This is a genomic window from Kribbella sp. NPDC048915 (assembly GCF_040649595.1).
GTDB lineage: Bacteria > Actinomycetota > Actinomycetes > Propionibacteriales > Kribbellaceae > Kribbella.
Window position 1 is genome coordinate 1 of record NZ_JBEZFT010000040.1, and the last position, 12,072, is coordinate 12,072.

Consider the following 12,072-nt stretch of genomic DNA (forward strand, 5'->3'; position numbering starts at 1 on the left):
TGTTCTGGTTTCCACACAACTCCGGGATGATCACGCGGTGGCCGCCCCATGTCGCGCCACCACGCCCACAATCACGAAGTCCGGCTGCCGTACTAGCACTTCCGTGCCATCACCCGCTGTGCCGGAGGGTGTACAAACTGTGGCATCTCCCATCGTGAGGCCGAATGAGGAGGAGTGCCCGATGCGACCGGTTCCGCCGTGTTCCGCCGCCCGTCGTGTCGTGGCTGCCGTCCCCGGTGCCCGCGGATTCCTGCCCGGCTCCCCGCGCGTACTGTCCTCCTCCGGTCTCCGGTCCGTCCCCACACCTGCTGCGCGCACCTGCCGGCGCCCGCAGCACCTCTGGGGACGGACGAAAGGGGCCGTCGCCCCGGTCTGCCGTCTGGCAGCCGGAAGACGGGCCCCGGGTGCGATGACCGCCGCCCTGGTCATCGTGCCGCACGATCCGGCACGGCCGCCGCGCGCCGCCCGGCGCGCAGCTGCTCCCGGATCGACCGTGGAACCCCAGGAGGTGGCCGGCGGTGCACCACCATGGATGGTGAGGCTGTCCATGGCGAGCACGGATGTGATGTTGCGTGTCACGTCCGCCGCCCGGCTCGCTCCGGTCCGTCGGCTCCTCCTGGGGTAACACCGTCATCACCGGCGCCACACTGGCACAACCTCGGCGTCGGCATCACGCCAAAAGGGCGCCGGTGGGCCAGCTCACGTCAACCTTGGGCCGTCGCGTAGCGTCGTACGGGTGAATTGACCACGATTTGACCATGAGGTCCACGACGGGACCTCTTTGCCAGGAAGGCATTTTGGCCGTCCTCGGCTGTCAAATGTATATTCCGGATAACGATCGGCGACGGACGACGCAGGTGTTGGGGAAGCGGCGGGGTAGGACGTTTGGTAGCCGTCTGTACGTCGTTGCTCACTAAGGAGGACCGCTGTGTCGTCGGCGTGCATGCCGATCCGCTACTCTGCTTCCCGGTCTGCGTGGCAGGTTTGCCTTACCCCGGGCGGCAACCGCCGAAACCCGGGTGATCGGCCATTGTGGATCCAGTTTTCCGGCAGAGAGAGGCATCGCCTGAATGAACGCGACTAGCGTCGACGAGGACTTCACCCCGTCGGTGCACGTGTACGAACCACACAAGGTCGGCCTGCCGGCGCTGCGTCCGTACTTCAAGGCGCTGTGGCAGCGGCGGGAGTTCGCGGCGGAGATGTCCCGGACCAGCATCCGGGCGGCCAACACCAACACCTTCTTCGGGCAGGTGTGGCTGGTGCTCAACCCGCTGCTGCTGGCGGCTGTGTACTACCTGCTGGTCGACATCATCGCCGGCGGTAGCTCGAAGGTGGACGCCTCCGAGCGGTTCGCGCACATGTGCGGCGGTCTCTTCGCTTTCTATTACTTCTCCGGTGCGATGACGGCCGGTGCCCAGAGCGTGGTCGGTGGCGGCAAGCTGCTGATGAACATGTCGTTCCCGCGGATGCTGCTGCCGCTGTCGGCGGTCCGGACGGCGTTCTTCCGGTTCCTGCCGACCCTCGGGGTCTACCTCGTCATTCACCTGGCGATGCGCCAGCCGCTGAAGTGGCAGATGCTGCTCGCCCCGGTGTTCCTGGCGATGCTGACGGTGTTCGCCGCCGGGATGGGGATGATCTTCGCGGCTTTGCAGGTCTACTTCCGCGACACCACCAGCTTCCTGCCGTACTTCGTGCGGATCTGGCTGTACCTGTCGCCGGTGCTGTGGTTCGCCGAGCAGGCCCCGCCGAAGTTCAAGGGCTTCATCCAGTACAACCCGCTGTACTCGCTGATCGGCGGCTGGACCGACCTGCTGGTCCGCGGCGACATCCCGGCGTGGCAGATGTGGGCCGGTGCCGGATTCTGGGCGCTGCTCGCGTTCGTGGTCGGATCGCTGTTCTTCATGTCGAGGGAGCGTGAGTTCGTTGTCCGTCTCTGAGACCGAGAAGAAGCCCATGCAGAAGACCCCGACGGGGATCCCGGCCGTCAAGGTGCAGGACGTCTCGATCACCTACCGGACCACGTTCGAGCGGGTGCCGACGTTCAAGAGCGCGATCGTCCGGCTCGGCCGCGGCGAGCGCGCGGTCCGCGAGGTCAAGGCGGTCCAGAACGTCTCCTTCGACGTCGACCACGGCACCACGATCGGCATCATCGGTGCGAACGGCGCCGGCAAGTCGACGCTGATGCGCTCGATCGCCGGCATCCTGCCGCCGACCTCGGGCCGGATCGAGGTGCACGGCCGGGTCTCGACGCTGCTGGCGCTGGGCGTCGGCTTCAACGCCGCCCTGTCCGGCCGGGAGAACGTCGTGCTCGGCGGGCTCGCGTCCGGTCTGAGCCGCAAGGAGATCGAGGCGAAGTACGAGGAGATCGCGGACTTCGCCGAGCTCGGCGACTTCATGGAGATGCCGATGCGGACGTACTCGTCCGGCATGTTCAGCCGGCTCGCGTTCTCGGTCGCGGTGCACATGGACCCTGACATCCTGCTGATCGACGAGGCGCTGTCGGCCGGTGACGCGTCGTTCAAGACCAAGGCCGCGGCGAAGATGAGCGAGCTGGTCACCAACAGCCGCACCATGTTCCTGGTCAGCCACGCGATGAGCAGCGTGCGCGAGCTGTGCAACGACTGCATCTGGCTGCACAAGGGCAAGCTGATGATGCGCGGCGAGCCCAATGAGGTCATCGCGGCCTACACGAAGTTCCTGCAGGTCGGCGAAGCGGAATCCGTCTCACTCGAGGACCTCTGACCAATGTCACGCAGTACGGCGGCGCCGGACGTGGGGATCATCACGACCGGCCACGACGTGGCCGATGCGCGCCTGCACAAGATCACCGCGGCCCTGCAGCACCGCGACCTCTCGGTTGAGCTGTGGGGCCTCGGTGATGCCGACGGCGGCCCGGCCGGTGCGACCGTGCACGCGGGCCCGCGCGGCAACCTGGTGCAGCGGCTGGCGCGGACCGCCGTACTGCCGTGGCGGACGAACGCGAAGGTGGTGATGACGGTCGACCCGGACATGATTCCGGTCACCCGGCTGGTCACCGCCGTGCGGCGGCGCAAGTTCGTCGTCGACGTGCACGAGGACTACGAGCGGCTGCTCGCCGACCGCGCCTGGGCGCAGGGCCCGGCGGGTCTGCCGGCCCGGCTGATCGTCCGCGCGGGCTCGAAGCTGGCCGCGGGCGCCGACCTGACCGTGGTCGCCGACTCGCACCTCGCGCCGCACCGGGCGAAGCGCCGCCTGGTGGTGCAGAACCTTCCGGACCACGGCTTCTTGTCCCCGTCCCCGCCGAGTGGCCCGCCGCGCGCGGTGTACGTCGGGGATCTGCGGACCAGCCGTGGTCTGTTCGACATGGTCGAGGCCGTCGCCGCGGCGCCGGAGTGGTCTCTCGACCTGGTCGGCCCGGTCGCGCAGGCGGACCGGGACGACCTGGAGGCCCGGATCGCCCGGCCCGATCTGGCCGGCCGGGTCCGGCTCCACGGGCGCCAGCCGCCGGCCGACGCCTGGCGGATCGCCCGCGGTGCCTGGGCGAGCCTGGCGATGCTGCAGCCGACCCCGGCGTTCGTGGAAGCGATGCCGTCCAAGATCTACGAGTACCTCGCCAGCGGTCTTCCCGTGCTCTCCACCCGCCTGCCCCGGCAGACGAAGGTGATCGAGGAGTCCGGTGGCGGAGTCCTGGTGGACTCGGTGGCGGAGGCGTCCGAGACCCTGCGGCGCTGGTCCGCGGACCCGGGCGAGCTGGAGAAGCTGCGCGACCACGCGCTGCAGTGGGCGTCCGACCGGCTGCCCACGACCACGCCGTACGACGACCTGGCCGACGCGATTCTCGATCTCTTAAGAGGAACTGCATGACCGACCGCCCTCACCTGTTGTACGTCGCCTGGGGCTTCCCGCCCTGCCGAGGCGGCGGTGTCTACCGGGCCCTGGCCACGGCCAACCGGTTCGCCGCGCTCGGCTGGAAGGTGACCGTGCTGACGGCCGACCGCGACACGTTCTTCCGGTTCACCGGCGCGGATCTGACCCTCGAGGAACGGGTCGACCCGTCCGTCGAGGTCGTCCGGGTCCCGTTCGAGTGGCCGATCCTGGAGGCCGACCTGCGCAAGTGGTCCAAGCGCCGGGCGCAGAACCCGAAGCTGTGGAGCAAGTGGCGCACCAAGCAGGACCAGATCCCGTTCCCGGAAAGCGGGTACGGGCCCTGGCGCTCGGTGATCGAGAAGGCCGCGGAGCGCATCCACAAGGCGCACAAGGTCGACCTGACGGTGGCCACCGCGAACCCGCACGTCGCGTTCACCGCGGCGTACCACCTGCACAAGAGGTTCCAGGTGCCGTACGTCATGGACTACCGCGATGCCTGGCTGCTGGACGTGTTCACCGGTGACCGGCTGCACGAGCCGAACAGCCGCGCGGCCCGCTGGGAGAAGAAGCTGGTCGAGTCCGCTCGCGAGGTCTGGTTCGTGAACGACCCGATCAAGGAGTGGCACGAGCAGCTCTACCCGGCGCAGGCGACCAAGATGCACACGGTCGCCAACGGCTTCGACCCGGACCTGGTGCCGGACACCCACGACCGCGGCGCCGTCACCGATCGCCCGCTCGTTTTCGGGTACGTCGGCACGGTGTCGCCGAAGGTGCCGCTCGCGGAGTTCGTCGAGGGCTGGCAGCTCGCCAAGGAGCAGTCCGAGGAGCTGGCCGGCGCGAAGGCCAAGATCCACGGCTACCTCGGGTACTACGCGCAGCCGCGGGCCGACATGCTCGCGACGATCAACAACGCCGCCGAGGCCGGTGTCAGCTACGAGGGCCCGGTCGGCAAGGCCGAGATCGCCAAGGCGTACGACGAGTTCGACGTGCAGTTGCTGATGCTCGGCAAGGGCCGGTACGTGACCAGCGGCAAGGTGTTCGAGTACCTGGCAACCGGTCTGCCGATCGTGTCGGTGCACGACCCCGAGAACGCGGCGTCCGATGTACTGCGCGGGCACCCGCTGTGGTTCCCGGTGGCCGATGTGACACCGGAGGCGATCGCGGCCGCGCTGATCGAGGCGGCGCACGCGGCGCGGACCGCGGACGAGGGCATCCGGGCGAAGGCCCGCGAGTTCGGCGCGTCGTACCGGCGGGACCTGCAGCTGGATCCGCGGATCGAGGCGCTCGCCGCGAGTGTGAAGGGAGCGGTTGCATGAGCAACGTCGTCCTGCTGTCGACGCGGCGCCTGCCGCCGACGTACTTCGACCAGGTCCGCGAGGACCTCGGCGACCAGAACCTCACCATCGATGTGATCGGCTGGGTCGCTCCGTCGGCGTGGGTCGGCGACAAGGTGAACTCGTTCACCCTGATCGGCCCGGGCCGGATGCCCGCCGCCCCGGCCCCTGAGCCGGAGCCGGCCGTCGAGTCCACCGACGAGGCGCCCGACGCGGTCATCGCGCCGGAAGCCGTCGCGGACCCGGAGGCCGTCGTCGCCGACGAGGCGAAGGTTGCCCCGGCCGCTGCCGACGTCGCCGCTGCCGGCCCGATCCCGACTGCCCCGACCGCTCCGGCTGCTGCCCCGGCGGCGAAGCCGCGGCCGACCGGTGCGAAGCGGGTCGTGAAGGCCGTCCAGTGGCGGGCCCGGAAGGCCCGCAAGGTCGCCGGCCGGATGTTGCCGAAGGCAATCAAGACCTCGGCGCCGGTGAAGTTCCTGCGCGGTCAGCGGGCGTCCAACGACCTCGGCAAGAACTACTGGGAGCGCGTCCTCAGCCGTCGCGACGTGATGGCCACGATCGACCAGGCCGATGTCGTGATCGCGCTGGACGCCGGTGCGATCTGGGCCGGCTGGAATCTCGGCCAGCGCAAGGCGAGCACCCCGGTGGTGCTCGGTCTGCCGGCTGCCCGCCGCGAACTCGACATGATGAAGGTCCCAACGACGTAATGGGTGACACAGTGACGGTGACGCGAGCACTCCGCGAGCACCTGCCGGCGCCGTTGGCCCGGACCGCGGGAGCGGTCCGGCGGCGCCTGCGGGGCGCGCGGTACGCGTTCGCGCAGCTGCCGGCGTTCCCGCCGGTGGCGACGACTCCGGTGCGGATGCTGGTCGGGCCGACCAACTCCGCCGGCCAGGGGCACGCCTGGGCACGGGCCGCCAAGACCCTGCCGGACGTCGACGCCGTCTCGTTCGCCCTGCACCGCAAGGGACATTTCCAGTTCGCCGACGACTACGGCGTACCGCTGGCGTGGTTCGGTCAGCCGCGCTGGCAGCGCGCCCAGGAGCAGTACGTCGCCGGCAACTACACGCACGTGATGGTGGAGTCGCTGCGTCCGCTGTTCGGTGCCCGCGGCTACGCCGACGCCGCGCCGGACATCGAGGCGCTCCTGGCGCGGGGTGTCGCTGTTTCCCTGCTTTTCCACGGTTCTGACATCCGGTTGCCGAGCCGGCATGCCAAGCGGGAGCGCTGGTCGCCGTTCGCTCCGGGTGACGAGCTGACCGATCGCCTGGAGGCGCAGGCCCGTCGGCACGCCGAGCTGGTCGAGTCGCTGCAGCTTCCGGTGTTCGTCTCCACGGTCGACCTGCTGGACGACGTACCGGACGCCACCTGGCTGCCGGTCGCCATCGACCCGGCCCCGTGGCAGCTGGGCGCGCGACCGCTGTTCGCGCACGACCGCCCGGTCGTCGCGCACGTACCGTCGAACGCGAAACTCAAAGGCACGCAGGAGATCGACGCCGTCCTCACCCGGCTGCACGAGAGCGGCCGGATCGAGTACCGGCGGATCACCGGCGTCCCGCACGAGCGGATGGCGAGTGTGATCGGCGACGCCGACATCGTCGTCGACCAACTGCGGATCGGCCTGTACGGCGTGGCGGCCGCGGAGGCCCTCGCCGCCGGGCGCATCGTGGTTTCGTACGTCGGTGCAGCCGTGCGCCACCGGGTGCGTAGTCTGGCCGGGCGAGAGGTACCGATCGTGGAGGCGGATCCCGACACCCTCGGTGACGTGCTGAGCGATCTGGTCGCCGACCGTGACACCGCCGCCGAGCACGCGGCCGCCGGCCCCGGCTTCGTGGCGGAGCTGCACGACGGACGCCGCTCGGCCGAAGCACTGAGAAATTGGCTCACCCCGAAGGAGACCCTGTGACGTCCCGCATCGCGCCCTCCGCCGATGTCGACGAGCGTGCCGAGATCGGCGACGGCTCGTCGGTCTGGCACCTGGCCCAGATCCGCGAGCACGCGGTGCTGGGCAAGAACTGCATCATCGGCCGCGGCGCCTACGTCGGGACCGGGGTCCGGATGGGCGACAACTGCAAGATCCAGAACTACGCGCTGGTGTACGAGCCCGCGTCCCTCGAGGACGGCGTGTTCATCGGGCCGGCCGTGGTGCTCACCAACGACTACTTCCCGCGCGCGGTGAACCCGGACGGGACGCCGAAGAGCGGGCACGACTGGGAACCGGTCGGGGTGACACTGAAGGAAGGCTGCTCGCTGGGTGCGCGCAGTGTCTGCGTGGCGCCGGTCACCGTGGGCCGCTGGGCCACCGTCGCCGCGGGTGCGGTGGTGACCAAGGACGTGCCAGACTTCGCGCTGGTCGCCGGGGTCCCGGCGCGCCGGCTCAAGTGGGTCGGCAAGGCCGGGGTCCCGCTGCTCGACGTCGGGAACGGCGAGTGGAAGTGCCCGAACACGGGCGAGATGTACATCGAAACCGACGGACGGCTGCGGCCGGCCGGAGAAAACCAGGAGGAGAACTGATGGTGCAGCCGATTCCGGCCGCGAAGCCGATCATCGGGAAGGAGGAGCGCGAAGCCGTCGACCGGGTCATGCAGTCCGGGATGCTGGCGCAGGGCCCCGAGGTTGCGGCGTTCGAGCAGGAGTTCGGCGCAGCGCTGGTCTCCGGCCGGGCGTGCGTCGCGACGAACTCGGGCACCTCGGGTCTGCACCTGGGCCTGCTGGCCGCGGGGGTCGGACCGGGTGACGAGGTCATCGTCCCGTCCTTCACCTTCGCCGCGACCGCGAACAGCGTCGCGCTGACCGGCGCCACCCCGGTGTTCGCCGACATCGAGCCGACCTACTTCTGCCTGGACCCGCAGGCCGTCGAGGCCGCGATCACCGAGAAGACCAAGGCCGTCATGCCGGTGCACCTGTTCGGTCACCCGGCGAACATGACCGCGCTGCAGGCGATCGCCGACAAGCACGGCATCCAGATCTACGAGGACGCCGCGCAGGCGCACGGCGCGACCTGGAACGGCGCTCCGGTCGGCACCTTCGGCGAGTTCGCGATGTTCAGCCTCTACCCGACCAAGAATATGACGTCCGGTGAGGGCGGTATGAACTCGGTCGCGAACGACGACATCGAGCGCCGGATGCGCCTGCTGCGCAACCAGGGCATGCTCAAGCAGTACGAGAACGAGCTGGTCGGCCTGAACAACCGGATGACCGACCTGCACGCCGCGATCGGCCGGGTGCAGCTCACCAAGCTGGCCGGCTGGACCAAGCAGCGGCAGGAGAACGCGGCCTTCCTGGACGCGAACCTGCAGGGTGTCGCGGTGCCGGCGGTGGCCGCCGAGGCGACTCACGTGTACCACCAGTACACGATCCGCGTGACCGAGGACCGCGACGGCTTCGCGAACGCGCTGCGCACCGAGTACGGCGTCGGCTGCGGCGTGTACTACCCGATCCCGAACCACCGGCTCCCGTCGTTCCAGCGCGACCTGGACCTGCCGGAGACCGAGAAGGCCGCGGCCGAGGTGCTCTCGCTGCCGGTCCACCCCTCGCTGTCCGAGGAAGACCTGAACCGGATCGTGACCGCGGTGAACACCGTGGCGAAGGCGGGTGCGTGACCATGGCGAACCTGCGTGCGGGCCTGATCGGCCTGGGCATGATGGGCCGGCACCACGCCCGGGTGCTGGCTTCCCTCGAGGGTGTCGACCTGGTCGCCGTGGCCGACCCGGGCGGTGACAAGTTCGGTGTCGCCGGCGGCCGGCCGGTGCACGAGAACATCGAGCAGCTGATCGCCGAGAAGCTCGACTACTGCATGGTCGCGGTGCCGACCCAGTACCACGCCGAGATCGCGAAGGCGCTGGCCGAGGCCGGCGTGCACGCGATGATCGAGAAGCCGCTGGCCGGTTCGACCGCCGAGGCGACCGAGATCGCGAAGGCGTTCGAGGCCGCGGGGCTGATCGGCGCGGTGGGCCACATCGAGCGGTACAACCCCGCGCTGCAGGCGCTGCGGACCCGCCTGGAGAACGGCGAGCTGGGCGAGATCTACCAGATCACCACGCGTCGTCAGGGACCGTTCCCGGCCCGGATCGCCGACGTCGGCGTGACGCTGGACCTGGCCACCCACGACATCGACCTGACCGCCTGGGTGACCCGGTCGCCGTTCGTCTCGGTGGCCGCGCAGACCGCGCACAAGTCCGGCCGCCAGTTCGAGGACCTGATCGCGGTGACCGGCAAGCTGGCCGACGGCACCGTCACCAGCCACCTGATCAACTGGCTGTCCCCGATGAAGGAGCGACTCACTGTCGTCACCGGTGAGAAGGGCGCGTTCATCGCCGACACGCTGCTCGCCGACCTGTCCTTCCACGCCAACGGCACGGTCGCCACCGCCTGGGACGACGTCGCGCACTTCCGCGGTGTCAGCGAGGGCGACATGATCCGGTACGCGATCAGCAAGCCGGAGCCGCTGCGCACGGAGCACGAGGCGTTCCGCGACGCCGTACTGGGCAAGGAAGCGGACATCGTCACGCTGCAGCAGGGCCTGGCCACGGTGCAGGTCGCGGAGGCCGCGCTGCTGTCCGCGGCCGAGAACCGGACCGTCACGATCGACGGGGAGTCCTAGTCGTCATGAAGGTTCTGAGCGTTGTCGGCGCGCGGCCACAGTTCGTGAAGCTGGCACCGGTCGCGGAGGCTTTCGCCGCCACCGACCACGAGCACGTGATCGTGCACACCGGTCAGCACTACGACAAGAACATGTCGGACGTCTTCTTCGCGGACCTGCGGATCCCGGACCCGGACGTCCACCTGGGCGTCGGGTCCGGCAGCCACGGTGTGCAGACCGGCGCGATGCTGGCCGCGATGGACGGCGTCCTCGACGAGCACAAGCCGGACTGGGTGCTGGTGTACGGCGACACCAACTCGACGCTGGCCGGTGCGCTGTCGGCGGTGAAGATGCACCTGCCGGTGGCGCACCTGGAGGCCGGGCTGCGCTCGTTCAACCGGCTGATGCCGGAGGAGCACAACCGGGTGTTGACCGACCACGCGGCCGACCTGCTGCTGGCCCCGACCCAGGTGGCGATGGACCACCTGGCCACCGAGGGGCTGGCGGCGAAGTCGCGGCTGGTCGGCGACGTCATGACCGACGTGTGCTTCCGGGTCCGCGACGCGGTCAAGGACAACGCGCTGGACCTGCCGTTCGAGCGCGGTGAGTACGTCGTCTCGACCATCCACCGGGCCGAGAACACCGACGACCCGGAGCGGCTGGCCGCGATCGTCGAGGGTCTCGCCGCGGCCGGTTCGCCGGTGCTGCTGCTGGCTCACCCGCGGCTGGTCGCGAAGTGCGCCGAGCACGGCATCAAGCTCGACCGTTCGGACGGCTCGCTGCACGTCCGCGAGCCGCTGGCCTACCCGGAGATGGTCGCCGCCGTCCTCGGTTCGGCCGGTGTCGTCACCGACTCCGGAGGCCTGCAGAAGGAGGCCTTCCTGCTCGGCCGGGTGTGCACCACGCTGCGTACCGAGACCGAATGGGTGGAGACGCTCGAGGACGGATGGAACGTGTTGACATCCGACGTGAGTAAGCTGCCCGAGTTGGCCGCCAGGCCGGCACCGACGGGGGACCGCCCGATGCCGTACGGCGACGGACACGCTGCGGAGCGTGTCGTCGCCACTCTCGCGGAGTAACTACATGACCAAGGCCGCCGAAGAGAACCAGACACCGCCGGCCCAGGACACCCCTGGGTCGGCCGATGTTGGGACCCCGCCCCCCGGTGCGCCGGTCAGTACCTTCCCGGGCGAGTCCGGCGCACCACCGCGCGGCTCCGCGGCGAGGTTGCCACGAGTCGAGTCGCTCACCGGCCTGCGCTGGTGGGCGGCGTTCTTCGTGTTCTGCCATCACATGACGCAGCTGGCGCCGCTGCCGGTGTACGACTTCCTCAAGTACGGCACCTCGGGTGTCACGTTCTTCTTCGTGCTGTCCGGTTTCGTGCTGACCTGGTCGGCGCAGCCGGGGACGAAGATCCGGACGTTCTACCGGCGCCGGTTCGCCCGGATCTTCCCGCTGTACTTCCTGACGCTGGTCGCGGCGATCTTCGTCTTCTACCGGTTCGAGCCGCCGGCCGGGATGGCCTGGATCAAGCCGGTCTCGGTGACCGTGCTGGTGCTGTCCGCGTTCCTGGTGCAGGGCTGGTCGAACAACCCGGCCATCCTGTACGGCGGTAACCCGGCCGGCTGGACGCTCTCGGTGGAGGCGTTCTTCTACGCCTACTTCCCGTTCGTCTGGCGGGCCACCCGGAAGCTGAAGACCATCGGCGGTCTGCTGCTGTGTATCGCGGTGGTCGTCGCCGGCGGTGCGTACCGGCTGGCGCTGTTCCATTACAAGACCGAGGTGCCGGTGCTGCCGCAGCCGATCCTGCACTCGGTCGCGTTCCTGTTCGGCATCGGTCTGGCGATCACCCTGCGGTCCGGCTGGAAGCCGCGGATCCCGGTCTGGTTCGCGTTCCTGGTCACCGGCGGCGGCCTGTTCTACCTGTGGTACTCCGGCTCGCACCCGGCCGAGGTTCCGGGAGCGACCACACTGGGACTGTGCCAGAAGGAGTTCCTGACCCTGCTGTACGGCTTCCTGATCCTCGCGGTCGCCGCCCGCGACACGCGTGGCGGCCGTTCGCTGCTGCGCAGCACGCCGCTGGTCAAGCTCGGCCAGTGGTCGTACGCGTTCTATCTGGTGCACGCCACGATCCTGTACGCGATCAAGGAGTACCACGGGATTGCCGGCCCGATCGGCTGGTCCAACCTGACCTGGTACGCCGGTGTCTGTGCCATCTCGATCTTCGTCTCGTGGCTGCTCTACCAGTTCGTCGAGCACCCGCTGGAACGGAAGCTCCGAGGACCCCGATGAAGAATCACTACCTAGTGG

11 protein-coding genes are annotated in these 12,072 nt (G+C 69.4%); all 11 read left to right on the forward strand.

All coding sequences use genetic code 11. The features are described 5' to 3' along the window. The first annotated feature begins 1,070 nt into the window (after positions 1-1,070). From AB0B82_RS20715 to AB0B82_RS20765, 11 genes are read left to right on the forward strand one after another with little or no spacing between them, the layout of a single operon-like run. On the forward strand, positions 1,071-1,937 hold the full coding sequence (locus AB0B82_RS20715; RefSeq protein ID WP_360170648.1) for an ABC transporter permease: 867 nt from the start codon (positions 1,071-1,073) through the stop codon (positions 1,935-1,937). A gap of 16 nt (positions 1,938-1,953) precedes the next feature. Then, entirely contained in the window at positions 1,954-2,742 is a 789-nt protein-coding gene (locus tag AB0B82_RS20720; protein WP_360170651.1) for an ABC transporter ATP-binding protein, read from the forward strand. A gap of 3 nt (positions 2,743-2,745) precedes the next feature. Continuing rightward, complete coding sequence (locus tag AB0B82_RS20725) at positions 2,746-3,843, forward strand: glycosyltransferase (protein ID WP_360170654.1); 1,098 nt, start codon at positions 2,746-2,748, stop codon at positions 3,841-3,843. After that, entirely contained in the window at positions 3,840-5,162 is a 1,323-nt protein-coding gene (locus AB0B82_RS20730; protein WP_360170657.1) for a glycosyltransferase, read from the forward strand. The genes AB0B82_RS20725 and AB0B82_RS20730 overlap by 4 nt, the downstream gene beginning before the upstream one ends. Then, positions 5,159-5,887, forward strand: a complete 729-nt coding sequence (locus AB0B82_RS20735) for a hypothetical protein (protein ID WP_360170660.1) — start codon at positions 5,159-5,161, stop codon at positions 5,885-5,887. Before AB0B82_RS20730 ends, AB0B82_RS20735 begins: the two co-directional genes overlap by 4 nt. Further along, a complete protein-coding gene (locus tag AB0B82_RS20740) occupies positions 5,887-7,086 on the forward strand; it encodes a hypothetical protein (protein ID WP_360170663.1) in 1,200 nt (399 codons plus the stop codon). Before AB0B82_RS20735 ends, AB0B82_RS20740 begins: the two co-directional genes overlap by 1 nt. Beyond that, the gene (locus AB0B82_RS20745; protein ID WP_360170666.1) at positions 7,059-7,694 is read left to right on the forward strand and encodes an acyltransferase; all 636 of its coding nucleotides are present in this window, start codon (positions 7,059-7,061) and stop codon (positions 7,692-7,694) included. The genes AB0B82_RS20740 and AB0B82_RS20745 overlap by 28 nt, the downstream gene beginning before the upstream one ends. After that, on the forward strand, positions 7,691-8,782 hold the full coding sequence (locus AB0B82_RS20750) for a DegT/DnrJ/EryC1/StrS family aminotransferase (RefSeq protein ID WP_360170806.1): 1,092 nt from the start codon (positions 7,691-7,693) through the stop codon (positions 8,780-8,782). Before AB0B82_RS20745 ends, AB0B82_RS20750 begins: the two co-directional genes overlap by 4 nt. A 2-nt stretch (positions 8,783-8,784) precedes the next feature. Next, complete coding sequence (locus AB0B82_RS20755) at positions 8,785-9,783, forward strand: Gfo/Idh/MocA family oxidoreductase (protein ID WP_360170669.1); 999 nt, start codon at positions 8,785-8,787, stop codon at positions 9,781-9,783. 5 nt (positions 9,784-9,788) lie between these two features. Next, positions 9,789-10,841 carry a UDP-N-acetylglucosamine 2-epimerase (non-hydrolyzing) gene (gene wecB, locus AB0B82_RS20760; protein WP_360170672.1) on the forward strand — a complete coding sequence of 351 codons (1,053 nt, stop codon included), beginning with the start codon at positions 9,789-9,791 and terminating at the stop codon, positions 10,839-10,841. A 4-nt stretch (positions 10,842-10,845) separates the two neighbouring features. After that, positions 10,846-12,054 carry an acyltransferase gene (locus AB0B82_RS20765; RefSeq protein ID WP_360170675.1) on the forward strand — a complete coding sequence of 403 codons (1,209 nt, stop codon included), beginning with the start codon at positions 10,846-10,848 and terminating at the stop codon, positions 12,052-12,054. Positions 12,055-12,072 lie beyond the last annotated feature (18 nt).

Excerpts from the sequence above, each read along its gene's own strand:
- AB0B82_RS20715 (WP_360170648.1), top strand. The coding sequence starts at position 1,071 with ATGAACGCGACTAGCGTCGACGAGGACTTCACCCCGTCGGTGCACGTG.
- AB0B82_RS20720 (WP_360170651.1), top strand. The coding sequence starts at position 1,954 with ATGCAGAAGACCCCGACGGGGATCCCGGCCGTCAAGGTGCAGGACGTC.
- AB0B82_RS20725 (WP_360170654.1), top strand. The coding sequence starts at position 2,746 with ATGTCACGCAGTACGGCGGCGCCGGACGTGGGGATCATCACGACCGGC.
- AB0B82_RS20730 (WP_360170657.1), top strand. The coding sequence starts at position 3,840 with ATGACCGACCGCCCTCACCTGTTGTACGTCGCCTGGGGCTTCCCGCCC.
- AB0B82_RS20735 (WP_360170660.1), top strand. The coding sequence starts at position 5,159 with ATGAGCAACGTCGTCCTGCTGTCGACGCGGCGCCTGCCGCCGACGTAC.
- AB0B82_RS20740 (WP_360170663.1), top strand. The coding sequence starts at position 5,887 with ATGGGTGACACAGTGACGGTGACGCGAGCACTCCGCGAGCACCTGCCG.
- AB0B82_RS20755 (WP_360170669.1), top strand. The coding sequence starts at position 8,785 with ATGGCGAACCTGCGTGCGGGCCTGATCGGCCTGGGCATGATGGGCCGG.
- wecB (WP_360170672.1), top strand. The coding sequence starts at position 9,789 with ATGAAGGTTCTGAGCGTTGTCGGCGCGCGGCCACAGTTCGTGAAGCTG.
- AB0B82_RS20765 (WP_360170675.1), top strand. The coding sequence starts at position 10,846 with ATGACCAAGGCCGCCGAAGAGAACCAGACACCGCCGGCCCAGGACACC.